Here is a 17,458-nt window from a genome sequence, read left to right on the forward strand (position 1 = left end):
TCCTGTTTACAGGTCGTGCCTTTTGTTTTTCTACGATCCCCAAATTCCAAGTGGCCATGAACGATATTTCAGCTCCTGAGCAATACGATCTGCAAACCGCTGCCCTGAAGGTGCCGCCGCATTCCATCGAGGCCGAACAGGCCGTGCTCGGTGGCTTGATGCTGGACAACAACGCCTGGGAGCGCGTGCTCGATCAAGTCTCGGACGGTGACTTCTATCGCCATGACCACCGCCTGATCTTCCGCGCCATTGCCAAGCTGGCCGACCAGAACTCACCGATCGACGTGGTGACCCTGGCCGAGCAACTGGACAAGGAAGGCCAGACTTCACAAGTTGGCGGCCTCGGTTACCTGGGCGAGCTGGCGAAAAACACGCCATCCGTCGCCAACATCAAGGCCTACGCCCAAATCGTGCGCGAGCGGGCAACCCTGCGCCAGTTGATCGGCATCAGCACCGAAATCGCCGACAGCGCCTTCAACCCCGAAGGCCGCACTGCCGCCGAGATCCTCGACGAAGCCGAACGGCAGATCTTCCAGATCGCCGAAGCCCGCCCGAAAACCGGCGGCCCGGTCAGCGTCAACGACCTGTTGACCAAGGCTATCGACCGTATCGACACCTTGTTCAACACCGACAACGCCATCACCGGTATCTCCACCGGCTACACCGACCTCGACGAGAAGACCAGCGGCCTGCAGCCGTCCGACCTGATCATCGTCGCCGGCCGTCCATCCATGGGTAAGACCACCTTTGCGATGAACCTGGTGGAAAACGCCGTGTTGCGCAGCGACAAGGCCGTACTGGTGTACTCCCTGGAGATGCCAGGCGAATCGCTGATCATGCGTATGCTTTCCTCGCTGGGTCGGATTGACCAGACCAAGGTGCGTGCCGGTCGCCTGGAAGACGACGATTGGCCGCGCCTGACCTCGGCGGTCAATCTGCTCAATGACCGCAAGCTGTTCATCGACGACACCGCCGGTATCAGCCCCTCCGAGATGCGGGCGCGTACCCGGCGCCTGGTGCGTGAGCACGGCGACATCGCCCTGATCATGATCGACTACCTGCAGTTGATGCAGATCCCTGGCTCCAGCGGTGATAACCGTACCAACGAGATTTCCGAAATCTCCCGGTCCCTCAAAGCCCTGGCCAAGGAATTCAACTGCCCGGTGGTGGCCCTGTCCCAGCTCAACCGTTCCCTGGAACAACGCCCGAACAAGCGCCCGGTGAACTCCGACTTGCGGGAATCCGGAGCGATCGAGCAGGATGCCGACGTGATCATGTTCGTGTACCGCGACGAGGTGTATCACCCCGAGACGGAGCACAAGGGCATTGCCGAAATCATCATCGGCAAGCAGCGTAACGGGCCGATCGGCTTTATCCGCCTGGCCTTCATCGGCAAATACACGCGCTTCGAAAACCTGGCGCCGGGCAGTTATAACTTCGACGACGACGAATAAGCGCCATCCAATGTGGGAGCGGGCTTGCCCGCGAATGCGATGTGTCAGTCAATATATCGACTGGCTGATCCGCCGCTTTCGCGGGCAAGCCCGCTCCCACATTGCAAAGCATTCACAATTCAGGGCACTCCACAATTCCGACCATTACCGTCGGAATTGGTCAAAATTTGTGCTATATTCCGCGCCCGCGATTTTTCATCTCAACACCGGTCACCGTCATGCAAACAGCCAAGCCGTTATTTGACTATCCCAAGTACTGGGCCGAATGTTTCGGTCCAGCGCCATTCCTGCCCATGAGCAGGGAGGAGATGGATCAGCTCGGCTGGGATTCATGTGACATCATCATCGTCACCGGTGATGCCTACGTTGACCATCCGTCGTTCGGCATGGCAATCATCGGCCGGCTGCTGGAGTCCCAGGGCTTCCGCGTCGGGATCATTGCCCAGCCCAACTGGCAGTCCAAAGACGATTTCATGAAGCTCGGCGAGCCGAACCTGTTCTTCGGCGTCGCGGCCGGCAACATGGACTCGATGATCAACCGCTACACCGCCGACAAGAAAATCCGTTCCGACGACGCCTACACCCCCGGCGGCATGGCCGGCAAACGCCCGGACCGCGCGAGCCTGGTGTACAGCCAGCGCTGCAAGGAAGCCTACAAGAACGTGCCGATCGTACTCGGCGGTATCGAAGCTTCCCTGCGTCGCATCGCCCACTACGACTACTGGCAGGACCGGGTGCGTAACTCGATCCTGATCGATGCCACCGCCGACATCCTGCTGTACGGCAACGCCGAGCGGGCCATCGTCGAAGTTGCCCAGCGCCTGTCGTGGGGCCACAAGATCGAGGACATCACCGATGTGCGCGGCACCGCGTTCATTCGCCGTGATACGCCAGCCGGCTGGTACGAAGTGGACTCCACCCGTATCGACCGCCCGGGCAAGGTCGACAAGATCATCAACCCGTACGTGAATACCCAGGACACCCAGGCCTGCGCCATCGAGCAGGAAAAGGGGCCGGTTGAAGATCCGGAAGAAGCCAAGGTCGTACAGATCCTGGCCAGCCCGCGCATGACCCGCGACAAGACCGTTATCCGCCTGCCTTCCGTAGAGAAAGTGCGTGGCGACGCGGTGCTGTATGCCCACGCCAACCGCGTGTTGCACCTGGAAACCAACCCAGGCAACGCCCGCGCCCTGGTGCAGAAGCATGGCGAAGTGGACGTGTGGTTCAACCCGCCGCCCATTCCCATGACCACCGAAGAAATGGACTACGTGTTTGGCATGCCTTACGCACGGGTTCCTCACCCGGTGTACGGCAAGGAGAAGATCCCGGCCTACGACATGATTCGCTTCTCGGTGAACATCATGCGTGGCTGCTTCGGCGGCTGCACCTTCTGCTCGATCACCGAGCACGAAGGCCGGATCATCCAGAACCGTTCCGAAGAGTCGATCATTCGCGAGATCGAAGAGATCCGCGACAAGGTCCCGGGCTTTACCGGGGTGATTTCCGACCTCGGCGGCCCGACCGCGAACATGTACCGCATCGCCTGCAAGAGCCCGGAAATCGAATCCGCGTGCCGCAAGCCATCGTGCGTGTTCCCCGGCATCTGCCCGAACCTGAACACCGACCACTCCTCCTTGATCCAGCTGTACCGCAGCGCCCGTGCGTTGCCGGGTGTGAAGAAGATTTTGATCGCTTCCGGCTTGCGCTACGACCTGGCTGTCGAGTCGCCGGAGTACGTCAAGGAACTGGTGACCCACCACGTCGGTGGTTACCTGAAGATCGCCCCGGAACACACCGAGGAAGGTCCGCTCAACCAGATGATGAAACCGGGCATCGGCAGCTATGACAAGTTCAAGCGCATGTTCGAGAAGTACACCAAGGAAGCGGGCAAGGAACAGTACCTGATCCCGTATTTCATCGCGGCCCACCCGGGCACCACCGATGAAGACATGATGAACCTGGCCCTGTGGCTCAAGGGCAATGGCTTCCGTGCCGACCAGGTGCAGGCGTTCTACCCCTCGCCAATGGCCACCGCCACCGCGATGTACCACTCGGGCAAGAACCCGCTGCGCAAGGTCACCTACAAGAGCGACGCGGTGACCATCGTCAAGAGCGAAGACCAGCGCCGCCTGCACAAGGCGTTCTTGCGCTACCACGACCCGAAGGGCTGGCCGATGCTGCGTGAAGCATTGACCCGCATGGGCCGCGCCGACTTGATCGGATCGGGCAAGGACCAGTTGATCCCGTTGCACCAGCCGTCCACCGACAGCTACCAGAGTGCCCGTCGCAAGAACTCGACGCCGGTGGGCAGCCATAAGGTCGCCAAGGAAACCACCACCAGGATCCTCACCCAGCACACCGGCCTGCCACCTCGCGGCAGCGACGGCAGCAACCCGTGGGACAAGCGCGAACAAGCCAAGGCCGCGGCCCAGGCACGTAACAAGCAGGCGGCCAAGGAGCGCGCTGATGCGGCGAAGGGCAAGGGCGGCAAGCCTGCGCGCAAGCCGGTCGTACCGCGTTGATCGCAGCCTGAACATGCAAAACGCCAGCCTCGTGCTGGCGTTTTGCTTTCTAGCGGGTGGGGAACCTGTTTGTTAAGGTGGCGCCCGTTAAGCTGCCATACCTGTAGGAGCGAGCTTGCTCGCGAAAAACGTCAACGATAACGCGAGCTGCCTGGACAAACGCGGCGCTTGTGAGTTTTTCGCGAGCAAGCTCGCTCCTACAGAAATGAGGCCTCTGCGGTCACTCGAACCCTTCAAGGAAGAACACCCCATGAGCAACCCCCTGCTCAACATCGGCATGGACTCCAACCGCTCTCAGTTCATGGCGCGCCAGCGCATCGAAAGCCAGATCAACCTGCCTCGCCTGTTCGCCGCCATCGACGCCGACCCCGGCATCGTCGGCGCGGGGGTGGTGTATATCGACGCTGACTTCAATGTCATTACCCTGCGCGAGTTCAAGCCGATCTGCAGCATCAAGCCCAAGCGCATCATTTTGCGTGAGGCGCAAAAGTACGTTTCGCCGGCGCAGTTTGCCCAGCAGGTGCAGGACAATCCGCGGGAGTCGCGTCTGGTCGGCGAAGCGATCAACACCACTTTGTCCTGCGCCGGTGCTGTGATCGGCTGGGTCGTAGTATTGAGTGGTACCGTTGCTATTCCGTTTTCGGCGGGAGCCAGTACCGTGGTCGCGGCGCTTGGTTACACCGCTGCGGCTGCCAGCTCTGTCCAGTGTTTCGCCAGTGGATATCGCACTGTCAATGAGATCAGAAACCCCGCACGCAACGATCAACTCGATAGCGAGGAGTGGTATCAGTACACCATGATCGTGTTGGATGCTGCGTCGCTGGTTGGGGTTGGAGCATCGGCACTGACAACGGTCAAGCTGGTAAGGCTGAACAGGGCGACAACCGGTAAGAGTGTGAGAGAGGTGCTCAAGGGCCTGAGTCGGCAGGAGCGAGCCAAACTGACCAAGGAACTCTTGAGTATCAACGACCCTCGCTTGACATCGAAGATGATTAAGTTGAAGCAGTTGTCGGGTGAACTACCCAAGCGTTTCGCGCCTACCGAAGTCAAGCATGCAACAGTCACGCAAATTAAGGATGCCTTGGGTGCTGCGGTCGGTTTTACCGGCAGTGCGATTTCGGGGAATGTTCGGACTGTTGCTGTAGGCCTATACGAAGAGATCGAGCAATGAATGAGTTTCCCAGCATTCGTAGTTTTCTTTCGCAGTATTTCCCGGTTTTTATGGGGGGGATATTCGCGTCCATTTTTACGTTGGTATTTGCAGTTCCGTTGTTTTTCGACAGCTATTTTCAGGACCTTCCCATTGAGGACAATGCAAAGTATTCGTTCCTGGGTGGCATCGCGCTCACCTTGGTGGTGGTGCACTGCAATTTCATGATTGCTCGCGGACGTGCGCAATGGGTGTGGCCGCTGGCGGTGCTTCTGGGGTTGTGCCTCCTAAGTGTGTTGCCCGCCATCAATGATCAGCAGCATCCGTTGATCTATAGCTTGAGCTTATTGTTCCCATTGCTGGGCTTGCTGCTGCTCAACAGCAAGCGCCATCGCGAAATGCGCCAGCGGCTGCTCGAAATACGCGACCTGCGCCAAGCCGCAATCGCAACGCGCAAAAAGCGTTGATTGGGTAAGCGAATGAGCGAATTGATGACGCTACGCGACTTTTTCAGGCAATACTTTCTGACGTTTATGGGTGGCGTATTCGCCGCGTATTTTTCGTTGGCGTTGGCTGTGGCGCTGGCGTTCGTCACTTATTTTCGTGATGTGCCGCTGGCTCAAGTGGGGCTCAAGATCATGTTGGTCGGGGCGCTGCTCATTCTGTTGACGGTCCATAGCAACTTTATGATTTTGCGGGGCCGACCCTCCTGGGTTTGGGTGATGGTCGGTATCTACCTCGCCTGTCTGGTGTTTGTAGTTCCAATGGTTCAGTACCAGCCTCATAAAGGTCTCTACGGGTTGGCGCTGTTATTCCCACTCCTTGGATTAGTGACACTTAACAGCAACGTCCAACGAGAGATGCGTACAAAACTCGTTGGAATCCGTCGCATTCGGCAGTCTGTCAAATCAACCGCTAGATCGAGTAGTCGCGTGTGAAGGTGTCGCCTTCGATAACCGGTTTTATCGCAACGCGCAAAAAGCGTTGATTGGGTAGATTCACCACTGCGCCCCGCACTTGCGCCACAAATATGTGCAACCCTCGCACCACGGCGTTCACTCTCGCGCCGTTTTGGTGCTGTACTGCACCGGGTCCCTCGATAAAGCGTAATGACCGCCGCTCTGGCATAAGTCTTGCGCGCTTTGTTTCCATGCCCTGGCTCGCAGGAGGCCGCCGTGTCGATTCATGTCGCGTTGCACCATGTTACGCATTACCGCTACGACCGTGCGGTGGAGCTTGGCCCGCAGATTGTGCGCCTGCGCCCGGCGGCTCATAGCCGCACGCGGATCCTGTCCTATGCGCTGAAGGTGCTGCCCGAGCAGCACTTCATCAATTGGCAGCAAGACCCCCAGGGCAATTACCTGGCGCGCCTGGTGTTCCCGGAAAAAACCAATGAGCTGCGCATCGAAGTTGACCTAGTCGCTGAGATGGCGGTGTTCAACCCGTTCGACTTTTTCCTTGAACCCTACGCCGAAAAAATCCCTTTCAGCTACGCCGCCGATGAGCAGCGCGAGCTGGCGCCGTACCTGGAAACCCTGCCGCTGACGCCAAAATTTGCCGCGTACCTGGCCGCTATCGACCGTACGCCGCTGCCGGCCGTGGATTTCCTGGTCGGTCTCAACCAGCGCCTGGCGGCGGATATCGGCTACCTGATCCGCATGGAGCCGGGCGTGCAAACCCCGGAATTCACCCTGGAAAACGCCTCCGGCTCGTGTCGCGATTCGGCCTGGCTGCTGGTGCAATTGCTGCGCAACCTGGGCTTGGCGGCGCGATTTGTCTCCGGTTACCTGATCCAGCTCACCGCCGACGTCAAGGCCCTCGACGGCCCGTCTGGCACCGAGGTGGACTTCACCGACCTGCACGCCTGGTGCGAGGTGTATTTGCCCGGCGCCGGCTGGATTGGCCTGGATGCCACCTCCGGGTTGTTCGCCGGTGAAGGCCATATTCCGCTGGCCTGTAGTCCCGATCCATCGTCCGCCGCCCCGATCAGTGGGCTGGTGGAACCGTGTGAGTGCGAATTTACCCACGAAATGTCCGTGGAGCGCATCTGGGAAGCCCCCCGGGTGACCAAGCCCTACACCGAAGAGCAATGGCTGGCGATCCAGGCCCTGGGCCGGCAGATCGATGGCGACCTGCTCAAGGACGATGTGCGCCTGACCATGGGCGGCGAGCCGACGTTTGTTTCCATCGACGACCCCGACGGTGCCGAATGGAACACCGCCGCCCTCGGCCCGGACAAGCGCCGACTGTCTGCCGAGTTGTTCCAGCGCATGCGCAAGCATTACGCGCCCAAGGGCCTGGTGCATTTCGGCCAGGGCAAGTGGTACCCCGGCGAGCAACTGCCGCGTTGGTCGCTCAATTGCCATTGGCGCCGCGATGGCGTGCCGGTCTGGCACAACGACGCGTTGATTGCCGACGAGCAGCAAGACTACGGCGCCGATGACGTGATGGCCGGGCGCTTCCTGGCGAGCATTGCCGAGCGCCTGAAACTCCCCGCGCGCTATGTATTCCCGGCCTTCGAGGACAATTTTTACTACCTGTGGCGCGAAGGTGCCTTGCCCCAGAACGTCAGCGCCGAGGATTCACGCCTGGAGGATGGGCTGGAGCGCGAACGCCTGCGCAAGGTATTCAGCCAGGGCCTGGATAAAGTCATCGGCCATGTACTGCCCCTGGCGCGCACGGCGGCCAATGATCGCTGGCAGAGTGGCCGGTGGTACCTGCGCGACAGCCATTGCCGGCTGGTACCGGGTGATTCGCCGCTGGGCTATCGCTTGCCCCTGGCCTCACAGCCTTGGGTGACGGCGGCAGACTACCCCTTTGTGCATCCGACCGACCCCAATCAGGACCTGCCGGAGCTGCCCTTCACCGCGCCAGCGCCTGGCGAGCCCGCTCCCATCGACGAGCGTGTGCCCAAGGTCGACGAGTCCGCTGACTGGCTGACCCGCACCGCGTTGTGTGCCGAAGCGCGCGGGGGGCGGCTCTACCTGTTCATGCCGCCCCTGGAGCGGGTCGAGGACTACCTGGAACTGGTGGCCGCCATCGAGGCCACCGCCCAGGAACTGTATTGCCCGGTGCTGCTGGAAGGCTACGAGCCGCCGAGCGATCCACGCCTGAGCAACTTCCGCGTCACGCCCGACCCAGGCGTGATCGAAGTCAACGTGCAGCCATCGACAACCTGGGATGAATTGGTGGAACGCACCGAGTTCCTCTATGAGGAAGCCCGGCAAACTCGCCTGACCACCGAAAAATTCATGATCGACGGGCGCCACACCGGCACCGGCGGCGGCAACCACTTCGTGCTGGGCGGCGCCACGCCCAAGGATTCGCCGTTCCTGCGCCGCCCGGACCTGCTGCGCAGCCTGATCAGCTACTGGCACAATCACCCGTCCTTGTCGTACCTGTTTTCCGGGCTGTTTATCGGCCCCACCTCACAGGCGCCACGGGTGGATGAGGCGCGCAACGATGCGTTGTATGAACTGGAAATCGCCTTCGCGCAGATGCCCGCGCCAGGCGAGGAATGCCCACCGTGGCTGGTGGACCGCTTACTGCGCAACCTGCTGATCGACGTGACTGGCAACACCCACCGCGCCGAGTTTTGCATCGACAAGCTCTACTCCCCCGACGGCGCCACCGGGCGCCTGGGTTTGCTGGAGCTGCGTGCCTTTGAGATGCCGCCCCACGCACGCATGAGCCTGACCCAGCAGTTGCTGTTGCGAGCCCTGGTGGCGCGCTTCTGGCGTGAGCCCTACGCGCCGCCAAAGCTGGCGCGCTGGGGCACGGAGCTGCACGACCGGTTCCTGCTGCCGCACTTTATCGAGCAGGATTTTGCCGACGTGATCGTCGAACTCAACGCGGCCGGTTATCCGCTGCGTGCCGAATGGTTTGCCGCACACCTGGAGTTCCGTTTTCCCAAGGTCGGCGACTATGCCGTCAGCGGTATCGAGCTGGAACTGCGCCAGGCCCTGGAGCCCTGGCATGTGCTGGGCGAAGAGGGCGCCGCGGGTGGTACGGTGCGCTATGTGGATTCATCCCTTGAGCGTTTGCAGGTGAAACTCAGCGGCTTGCCACCCCAGCGCTATGTGCTGACCTGCAACGGCGTGGCCGTGCCGCTGCACGCCACGGGCCGGGTGGGCGAGTTCGTCGCGGGCGTACGTTATCGCGCCTGGCAACCGGCCAACTGCCTGCAGCCGACCATTGCGGTGCACGCACCTTTGGTATTCGATCTGCTCGATACGTGGATGCAGCGCTCCCTGGGCGGTTGCCAGTACCACGTGGCCCATCCGGGAGGGCGCAATTACGACAGCCTGCCGGTCAATGCCAATGAAGCGGAGAGCCGGCGCATGGCGCGCTTTTTCCGCTTGGGGCATAGCCCCGGGAAGTTGCCGATACCACCGGTGGTGATCAACGATGAACTGCCTATGACCCTGGACCTACGGCGTTTTCCCCATAAAAATGACTAAACACAAATCTGCTGTAGGAGCCGGCAAGCCCGCTCCTACAGTAGATTTGCAGTGTTTGTGAGTTAATCTGCCTTCCCTTGCCCCTGCCGAGCGTTCCATGTCCGACTTGCTCGACCGTTACCCGCTGACTGCGGGCACTTATCACGAACTGCTGGACGACAGCGGCGCGGTGCGCGCCCATTGGCAGCGCCTGCTCGACCACCTGCAGCGCAGCACCCCGGCGCAGTTGGCCCAGCGCCAAGCGCTACTGACCCGCCAGATCCAGGAAAACGGCGTGACCTATAACGTCTACGCCGACCCCAAGGGCGCCGACCGCCCCTGGGAGCTGGACTTGCTACCCCACGTATTGGCTGCGGATGAATGGGCGCATTTGGCGGCGGGTATCGCCCAGCGTGCGCGGCTGCTCAACGCGGTGCTGGCCGACCTGTATGGCCCGCAACGCCTGATTGCCGAAGGCTTGCTGCCGGCTGAGCTGGTGTTTGGCCATAACAACTTCCTGTGGCCGTGCCAGGGCATCCAGCCGCCCGATGGGGTGTTCCTGCACCTGTATGCGGTGGACCTTGCGCGCACCCCGGATGGCCGCTGGTGGGTCACGGCGGACCGTACCCAGGCGCCGTCCGGCGCCGGTTATGCCCTGGAAAACCGCACCATCGTCTCCCGCGCATTCCCGGATTTGTATCGCGACTTGCAGGTGCAGCACCTCACCGGGTTCTTCCGCACCCTGCAGGAAACCCTGGCCCGCCAGGCGCCCGGCGATGACCAGCCGCCGCTGATCGTGCTGCTGACCCCGGGGCGCTTCAATGAAAGCTATTTCGAACACCTGTACCTGGCCCGTCAGCTTGGCTACCCATTGGTAGAAGGCGGCGACCTGACCGTGCGCGACAGCACCGTGTACCTCAAGACCCTCAGTGGTCTGCGCCGTGTGCACGCAATCATGCGGCGCTTGGACGATGATTTCTGCGACCCCCTGGAACTGCGTACCGACTCGGCCCTGGGCGTACCCGGCCTGCTGGACGCGGTACGCCAGGGCAATGTGCTGGTGGCCAACGCCCTGGGCGCGGGCGTGCTGGAATCGCCCGGGCTGCTGGGGTTCCTGCCCAAGATCAACCAGTTTCTGTTTGGCGAAGAACTGATCCTGCCGTCCATCGCCACCTGGTGGTGCGGCGAAGCGCCGGTGCTGGCCGAAGCCCTGGAAAAACTGCCGGAACTGCTGATCAAGCCGGCGTTCCCTTCGCAAAGTTTTGCCCCGGTGTTTGGCCGCGACCTGAACGATGAGCAACGCCAGGCCCTGGCCGAGCGCATGCTGGCGCGACCCTACGCCTATGTGGCCCAGGAGTTGGCCCAACTGTCCCAGGCGCCGGTCTGGCATACCGTGGATGACCATCTGCAACATCGCGCCATCGGCATGCGCGTGTACGCAGTGGCCGGTGAGGATGGCTACCGGGTGCTGCCGGGTGGCCTGACCCGCGTGGCAGCGCAGGCCGATGCCGAAGTGGTCTCGATGCAGCGTGGCGGGGCGAGCAAGGACACCTGGGTGCTGGGCGAGCGTGCGCCCGGTGGCGAGCAATGGCGCGCGCAGCGGGCGATCGGCACCCATGACCTGGTACGTCGCGACCCGTACCTGCCTTCGCGGGTCGTAGAAAACCTGTTCTGGTTCGGCCGTTACTGTGAGCGCTGTGATGACAGTGCACGCTGGCTGCGCATCGTCCTGGCGCGCTATGTCGACGGTGACGACCCCCTGGCCTTGCAGGCCGCCGTGGAACTGGGGGAAAGCCTGCGCCTGCTGCCGGAGGAGGGCGAGTTGCCCGAGCGCCTGCTGCAGGCCCTGCTCGGTGATGACTGGCCATCGAGCCTGCGCGCCAACCTGCAGCGTCTGCAGTGGGCGGCGTCCCAGGTGCGCGGCAAGCTGTCCCGGGAGAACTGGCAGGCCCTGGTGGAGTTGCAGCGCGAAGCCCTGGAGCTGGAACGCGAGACGCCGGATTTTGGTGAACTGCTGGACTTCCTCAATCGCCTGGTAATGTCCCTGGCGGCCTTGTCCGGCTTTGCCCTCGACGACATGACCCGCGACGAAGGCTGGCGCTTTTTGATGATGGGCCGGCGCATCGAGCGCCTGCAGTTTCTCAGCAGCAGCCTCGCGGCCTTCCTGCGCGGGGTAGCGGTGTTCGATCAGGCCGGGCTGGAGTGGTTGCTGGAACTGGGCAACAGCAGCATCACCTACCGTTCGCGCTACCTGGCGGTGCCGCAATTGATTCCGGTGCTGGACCTGTTGCTGCTGGATGAACAGAACCCCCATGCGGTGCTGTTCCAGCTCAAGCTGGTGAGCCGCACCTTGCGCCGGCTCAACGATGACTTCGGCGTACCCCGGGAGACCGGCCTGGCACCGCTGGTGGAGCGCCTGGCGCGCTTTGACCTGGGTTGCCTGGAGAACCCGTTGTTTGGCGACGCCAGCGTGCGTGCGGCCCTCGATGGCCTGGCGGACCTGTTGCAGGCTGTCGCCGATGAGAGCGGGCAAGTTTCTGATCGCCTGGCCCTGCGCCATTTTGCCCACGTGGATGATGTCAGCCAGCAAACGGTGTCTGTGTAATGAGCGCGCGCTATCAGATTTTCCACGACACCCATTATCACTACGACAGCCCGGTGTCCCTGGCCCAGCAACTGGCGCACCTGTGGCCGCGCCCCTGTGCCTGGCAGCGCTGCACCTCGCACCAGTTGCAGATCAGCCCCGAGCCGACCGCGCGCCGCGATGAGCTGGACGTGTTTGGCAACCCCATCACCCGGCTGGCGTTCGAGCGGCCCCATGATGAATTGCTGGTCAACGCCGGCTTGACCGTCGAAGTACTGGCCCGGCCGGTACTGGACTTCAGCCAGTCACCACCCTGGGACCAGACCCGCAACAGCCTGAGCTACAGCGGCCAGCCGCTGTCGGCAGAGGCGATCGAGGCGTGCCGCTATCGTTTCGAATCGCCCTACGTGCATTTGAAGAAAAACTTCGTCGAGTTTTCCGAGAGCTGCTTTGCGCCCGGTCGCCCGCTGTTGTTGGGGGTGCAGGGGTTGATGGAGAAGATTTTCAGCGAGTTCACCTTCGATGCCGAAGCCACCCAGGTCGCCACGCCGCTGGTGGAGGTGCTGGAGCGTCGACGAGGGGTGTGCCAGGACTTTGCCCACCTGATGCTCGCCTGCCTGCGCTCACGGGGCCTGGCGGCACGTTACATCAGTGGCTACCTGCTGACCCAGCCACCGCCCGGCCAGCCACGGCTGATCGGCGCCGATGCGTCGCACGCGTGGGTATCGGTGTTTTGCCCGTGGTCGGGCTGGGTGGATTTTGACCCGACGAACAATGTGCAGCCGGCACTGGAGCACATCACCCTGGCCTGGGGCCGGGATTTTTCAGATGTTTCGCCGTTGCGCGGGGTGATTCTGGGAGGAGGGAGCCATGACCCGGAAGTGCGGGTAACGGTCATGCCGCTGGAATAACCGATGGTTCCCGTGTTGTGGCGAGCGGGCTTGTCGGAACGCCGCATCGCCCGCGTTGGGGCGCGAAGCGGCCCCAGAAATGGGACTGCTGCGCAGTCCAACGCGGGGCGAGCCCGCTCGCCACATACAGGTCAGGTATTCATTGAGGCGGGTGTTCAGGCCTCAGGTGCAGGGTCTTTCGGGGTTTCAGTGTCATCAGCAGCCACTTCACCTTCGGCATCCGGGTTCAGTGCGCTTGCTTCTTCGTCAGCTGCAGCTTTCTTGCGTTGCAGCTTTTCCTCTTTCTTCTGTTCCTTGGCCAAGTCTCTCTGACGTTTGGCGAAGGAGTAATTAGGTTTTGCCATGGGCGATCCTCTGGGGTCGAAGGTGAGGTTGAGCGGCGGCTATTCTGCCTTTAAACGCGCCCCAAGGGTTAATCGGGTTTCAGAATCGCCTTTGCCGATTAAACGTTAGTCGACATTAACCGTTTCGTAAGTACCGCTGGCGCCACAGGCGTAAGTGGCAAGCAAGCTGCGCAACAGGCTGTTGAGGTGCATGGCTCGGACTCCAGGAAGTAAAGATGGGCCGATCATAGGTCGTGTGCGGCACTTTGGCCGGTTGATTCTGTCGATCAGTCTGATAGCCTAAAGTTGTATACAATCTGTTGATTCAGATCATTGGAACATTTGCCTGCCTCAGGCACCCTTGTCGCACATGCGTTTTTTAAACCCTGCCTTGGAGATTCACATGTTTGCCAAAATCGTTGCTGTTTCCCTGCTGACGCTGGCTAGCGGCCAGTTGCTTGCTGCAGAGTGCAAGGTCACTGTCGACTCCACTGACCAAATGTCCTTCGACACCAAGGCCATTGAAATCGACAAGAGCTGCAAGACGTTCACCGTTGATCTGAAGCACTCTGGCAACCTGCCGAAGAACGTCATGGGCCATAACTGGGTGCTGACCACTGAGGCTGATATGCAGCCGGTTGCAACCGAAGGCATGGCCGCCGGTATCGACAAGAACTACCTGAAAGAAGGCGATACCCGCATCATCGCCCATACCAAGATCATCGGCGCTGGTGAAACCGACTCGGTGACCTTCGATGTGTCCAAGCTCAAGGCTGACGGCAAATACATGTTCTTCTGCTCGTTCCCAGGCCACATCGCGATGATGAAAGGCACTGTGACTCTGAAGTAAGGCTCAAGACTGCGTTATCGTTCATCGCAGGCAAGCCAGCTCCCACATTTTGATTTGTGAATACATTCAAATGTGGGAGCGGGCTTGCCCGCGATAGCGGTCTGACAATCAATACGCAACTATCAGGCTCACCTCACGGCGCAAACGGCATCACCCGCTTGTGCTCAGTCTTGCGATAGGTCTCGCAGATAATCCTGAACGCCTCTTCACGCACCGGTTCGCCGTGCAGGAATGCATCGATCTCGGTATAGGTCACGCCATGGGACGCTTCATCCGGCTTGCCCGGTGACAGGTCTTCCAGGTCGGCGGTCGGGATCTTCTCCACCAGCGACTCAGGCGCACCAAAGTGCCGGGCAATCGCCCGTACCTGGTTTTTCACCAGCCCGCTCAACGGTGCCAGGTCGCAGGCGCCATCGCCGAACTTGGTGAAAAAACCCATTACCGCTTCCGCCGCATGGTCGGTACCGATCACCAGGCCGCTCGCCGCGCCGGCGATGGTGTATTGCGCGACCATGCGCATCCGCGCCTTGGTATTGCCCAGCACAAAGTCACGGGACACCGCCGCCTTGCCTTCGAAGGCCGCCACTTCATTGGCCAGGGCCTTGACCGCCGCGCCGATATTCACCGTGTGGCGCTCGTCGGGGTTGATAAAGTCGACGCTGGCCTGGGCATCGTGTTCGTCGAACTGGGTCTCGTAAGGCAGGCGCACCGCGATAAAACGGTAAGCGTCATCGCCTTTGAGGGCGCGCAGCTCTTTCATCGCGCGTTGGGCCAACAGGCCGGCGGTCAGGGAGTCGACGCCGCCGCTGATGCCGAGCACCAGGGTCTTGAGCCCCGAATTGAGCAGGCAGTCCTGGATAAAGGTGATCCGCCGGGCCACTTCTGCTTCAAGTGCGGCGTGGTCCTGGAACGGTGGTTGGACCTTGAGCTGTTGGGCAATCTCACGCTGTACGGCTTGCATGATTCACTCCTCGCTAGAGATGGCAGGTACTTTGAAAACGTGGCGCAAATAGGCGACGAAGTTCGGATCCGTGCAGTGGGTCTTGCCCGCTTCATCGGAAATCTTCGCCACGGGCTGGCCATTGCAGGCGGTCATTTTAAGCACGATGCTCATCGGTTCCACACCTGGAATGTCACAGGTCAGGTTGGTACCGATGCCAAAGCTGACATTGATCCGTCCACGCAGCGCGCGGAAAATCTCCAGGGCCTTGGGCAGCGTCAGGCTGTCGGAGAACACCAGGGTCTTGCTCATGGGCTCGATGCCCAGCTTATGGTAATGGGCGATGGCTTTTTCGGCCCACTGCACCGGGTCGCCAGAGTCGTGGCGCAGGCCGTCGAACAGCTTGGCGAAGTACAGATCGAAATCGCTGAGGAAGGCATCGGTGGTGATGCAATCGGTCAGGGCGATACCCAGCAGGCCACGGTACTCGCGAACCCAGCAATCGAGCGCGGCGATCTGGCTGTCGATCAGCCGCGGGCCCAGCTGCTGGTGGGCCATGATCCACTCATGGGCCATGGTGCCCAGGGGTTTCATGTCCAGCTCGCGGGCCAGGTGTACGTTGCTGGTGCCGACGAAACGGCCGGGGAAGTCGTGCTTGAGCACATTCACCACTTCCTCCTGCACGCGGTAGGAGAAGCGCCGGCGCGTGCCGAAGTCCGCGACCTGCAACTCGGCCAGCTCGTCGCTGCTGGCGTTGGCGCTCAGCCAGTCGAACTTGCGATACAACTGCTCGCGCGCCTGCTCCAGGATGATGGTCTGGTAGCGATAGCGGTTGCGCACTTCGCTGACGATGGCCAGCAGTGGTACTTCAAACAGGATCACATGCAGCCACGGGCCGCGCAGGCGGATAAACAACTCGCCGTTCTCGATGCCGGTCTGCACGTAGCGCAGGTTGAAGCGGAACAGGCCGAGGAAGCGCAGGAAGTCCGGCTTCATGAAGCTGATGCGTTCCAGAAAGCCCAGTTGATCCGGGCTCAGGCTCAACTCGGCCAGGCGCTCGATCTGGTAACGGATTTCTGCCAGATACGGGCGCAGGTCTTCGCTGTTACGGCAACGGAATTCCCATTCAACTTCCACATTGGGGTAGTTGTGCAGCACCGCCTGCATCATGGTCAGCTTGTAGAAGTCGGTGTCGAGCAGGTTCTGCACGATGCGATCGGCAAACACACTCTCGCTCATAACGGGAATCTCCAGACAAGAATGGCGCTAGTGGCGCATAGACCTGTGTTGTTTTGCCAGAGGTTTTTTTGTCGTGGCCTCTGGCGTCATCGCAGGCAAGCCAGCTCCCACAGGAGAATGCATTCCAAATGTGGGAGCATTCCAGAGGCTAAATAACCTGCTCCATCATCCACTTCACAAAATCCCGCACCTTGGGCACCTCCGCCGAATGCTCTGGATACGCCAGGTAGTACGCATCCTGGCTGGGCATTGCATGCTGCCAGGGGATCACCAACTTGCCGTCTGCCAGCTCTTCTTCCACCAGGAACCGTGGCAGAAGCGCCACGCCACAGCCCACCTGGGCGGCGCGGATGCACATATAGAAGGTGTCAAAGCGCGGCCCGTGGTAGCTGTGCTCGGTCTGGTAGCCCAGGCTGGCGAACCAGTCGTGCCAGCCCTGGGGGCGCGAGGCGTTTTGCAGCAGCACCAGTTCGCTCAGTTGCGTGGGGTCACGCAACGGCTGGGCCGGCAGGCTCTCGGGAGCGCACACCGGTACCAACTCTTCGCCGAACAACTTGAGGCTCTCGGTGCCCGGTCGCGAGCCTGTGCCGAAGTAAAACGCCAAGTCGGCCTTGCCTTGCAGCAACTCGTCCGGGGTCTGCTCGTTGCACAGGTCCAAGTGAATCTGCGGGTGGCGCAGGCGCCAGCCCTTGAGGCGCGGCACCAGCCAGCGGGCGCCGAAGGTGTAGGGCGTGGACACGCGCAGTACTTCGGTCTCGCCGCCGTAGGAGCGCAGGTAGTGGGTCGACATCTCCACCTGGCTCAAGATCTTTCGCACTTCCACCAGGTACAGATCGCCCGCGGGGGTCATCTGCAAGCGGCGGCGCACCCGGCGAAACAACAGGTGTTGCAGCAACTCTTCCAGCTGCGCCACCTGCTTGCTGACCGCGCTCTGTGTAAGGTTCAGTTCCTCGGCGGCGCGGGTGAAGCTCAGGTGGCGGGTCACGGCCTCGAAGCACTGCAGGGCGGTGATCGAGGGTAAATGTCTTTTATTGAGCACGGCCTGC

13 protein-coding genes are annotated in these 17,458 nt (G+C 61.2%); 9 read left to right on the top strand and 4 right to left on the bottom strand.

What is annotated here, in order from left to right; translation table 11 throughout:
• The first annotated feature begins 56 nt into the window (after positions 1-56).
• The 8 genes from dnaB to HKK57_RS12000 all read left to right on the top strand — a co-directional run bounded on the left by dnaB (position 57) and on the right by HKK57_RS12000 (position 13,060).
• On the top strand, positions 57-1,454 hold the full coding sequence (gene dnaB / locus HKK57_RS11965) for a replicative DNA helicase (RefSeq protein WP_017138451.1): 1,398 nt from the start codon (positions 57-59) through the stop codon (positions 1,452-1,454).
• A gap of 218 nt (positions 1,455-1,672) precedes the next feature.
• Positions 1,673-3,976, top strand: coding sequence for a YgiQ family radical SAM protein (locus HKK57_RS11970; RefSeq protein ID WP_029300547.1), 2,304 nt, complete (start codon positions 1,673-1,675; stop codon positions 3,974-3,976).
• 250 nt (positions 3,977-4,226) lie between these two features.
• The gene (locus tag HKK57_RS11975; protein ID WP_029300546.1) at positions 4,227-5,147 is read left to right on the top strand and encodes a hypothetical protein; all 921 of its coding nucleotides are present in this window, start codon (positions 4,227-4,229) and stop codon (positions 5,145-5,147) included.
• Positions 5,144-5,593 (top strand): hypothetical protein, encoded by a 450-nt coding sequence (locus tag HKK57_RS11980; RefSeq protein WP_169390206.1) that lies wholly within the window; start codon positions 5,144-5,146, stop codon positions 5,591-5,593. The genes HKK57_RS11975 and HKK57_RS11980 overlap by 4 nt, the downstream gene beginning before the upstream one ends.
• Before the next feature lie 12 nt (positions 5,594-5,605).
• A complete protein-coding gene (locus tag HKK57_RS11985) occupies positions 5,606-6,064 on the top strand; it encodes a hypothetical protein (protein ID WP_169390207.1) in 459 nt (152 codons plus the stop codon).
• Between the two features lie 237 nt (positions 6,065-6,301).
• On the top strand, positions 6,302-9,586 hold the full coding sequence (locus HKK57_RS11990; RefSeq protein WP_169390208.1) for a transglutaminase family protein: 3,285 nt from the start codon (positions 6,302-6,304) through the stop codon (positions 9,584-9,586).
• A 97-nt stretch (positions 9,587-9,683) separates the two neighbouring features.
• Entirely contained in the window at positions 9,684-12,170 is a 2,487-nt protein-coding gene (locus tag HKK57_RS11995) for a circularly permuted type 2 ATP-grasp protein (protein WP_029300526.1), read from the top strand.
• Entirely contained in the window at positions 12,170-13,060 is an 891-nt protein-coding gene (locus HKK57_RS12000) for a transglutaminase family protein (RefSeq protein ID WP_169390209.1), read from the top strand. The genes HKK57_RS11995 and HKK57_RS12000 overlap by 1 nt, the downstream gene beginning before the upstream one ends.
• A 155-nt stretch (positions 13,061-13,215) precedes the next feature.
• Here the strand turns inward: HKK57_RS12000 and HKK57_RS12005 are convergent, their stop codons facing one another.
• Positions 13,216-13,404 (bottom strand): hypothetical protein, encoded by a 189-nt coding sequence (locus tag HKK57_RS12005; protein WP_029300522.1) that lies wholly within the window; start codon positions 13,402-13,404, stop codon positions 13,216-13,218.
• 382 nt (positions 13,405-13,786) lie between these two features.
• On the opposite strand from HKK57_RS12005, the gene azu reads away from it, so the two are divergent.
• The gene (gene azu / locus HKK57_RS12010; RefSeq protein ID WP_154907262.1) at positions 13,787-14,233 is read left to right on the top strand and encodes an azurin; all 447 of its coding nucleotides are present in this window, start codon (positions 13,787-13,789) and stop codon (positions 14,231-14,233) included.
• Between the two features lie 133 nt (positions 14,234-14,366).
• Here the strand turns inward: azu and nadE are convergent, their stop codons facing one another.
• The 3 genes from nadE to HKK57_RS12025 form a co-directional block, all read right to left on the bottom strand.
• Positions 14,367-15,194: an ammonia-dependent NAD(+) synthetase gene (gene nadE / locus HKK57_RS12015; RefSeq protein ID WP_070996420.1), complete on the bottom strand. Its 828-nt coding sequence runs from the start codon at positions 15,192-15,194 to the stop codon at positions 14,367-14,369.
• 3 nt (positions 15,195-15,197) lie between these two features.
• The gene (gene pncB, locus HKK57_RS12020; protein WP_029300515.1) at positions 15,198-16,412 is read right to left on the bottom strand and encodes a nicotinate phosphoribosyltransferase; all 1,215 of its coding nucleotides are present in this window, start codon (positions 16,410-16,412) and stop codon (positions 15,198-15,200) included.
• A 148-nt stretch (positions 16,413-16,560) separates the two neighbouring features.
• Complete coding sequence (locus HKK57_RS12025) at positions 16,561-17,451, bottom strand: LysR family transcriptional regulator (protein WP_169390210.1); 891 nt, start codon at positions 17,449-17,451, stop codon at positions 16,561-16,563.
• Positions 17,452-17,458 lie beyond the last annotated feature (7 nt).

This window comes from Pseudomonas sp. ADAK21 (assembly GCF_012935735.1).
In the GTDB taxonomy this organism is placed as follows: Bacteria; Pseudomonadota; Gammaproteobacteria; order Pseudomonadales; family Pseudomonadaceae; genus Aquipseudomonas; species Aquipseudomonas proteolytica.

Excerpts from the sequence above, each read along its gene's own strand:
- HKK57_RS11980 (WP_169390206.1), top strand. The coding sequence starts at position 5,144 with ATGAATGAGTTTCCCAGCATTCGTAGTTTTCTTTCGCAGTATTTCCCG.
- HKK57_RS12000 (WP_169390209.1), top strand. The coding sequence starts at position 12,170 with ATGAGCGCGCGCTATCAGATTTTCCACGACACCCATTATCACTACGAC.
- nadE (WP_070996420.1), bottom strand. The coding sequence starts at position 15,194 with ATGCAAGCCGTACAGCGTGAGATTGCCCAACAGCTCAAGGTCCAACCA.
- dnaB (WP_017138451.1), top strand. The coding sequence starts at position 57 with ATGAACGATATTTCAGCTCCTGAGCAATACGATCTGCAAACCGCTGCC.
- HKK57_RS11995 (WP_029300526.1), top strand. The coding sequence starts at position 9,684 with ATGTCCGACTTGCTCGACCGTTACCCGCTGACTGCGGGCACTTATCAC.
- HKK57_RS11985 (WP_169390207.1), top strand. The coding sequence starts at position 5,606 with ATGAGCGAATTGATGACGCTACGCGACTTTTTCAGGCAATACTTTCTG.
- pncB (WP_029300515.1), bottom strand. The coding sequence starts at position 16,412 with ATGAGCGAGAGTGTGTTTGCCGATCGCATCGTGCAGAACCTGCTCGAC.
- HKK57_RS12005 (WP_029300522.1), bottom strand. The coding sequence starts at position 13,404 with ATGGCAAAACCTAATTACTCCTTCGCCAAACGTCAGAGAGACTTGGCC.
- HKK57_RS11975 (WP_029300546.1), top strand. The coding sequence starts at position 4,227 with ATGAGCAACCCCCTGCTCAACATCGGCATGGACTCCAACCGCTCTCAG.
- azu (WP_154907262.1), top strand. The coding sequence starts at position 13,787 with ATGTTTGCCAAAATCGTTGCTGTTTCCCTGCTGACGCTGGCTAGCGGC.
- HKK57_RS11970 (WP_029300547.1), top strand. The coding sequence starts at position 1,673 with ATGCAAACAGCCAAGCCGTTATTTGACTATCCCAAGTACTGGGCCGAA.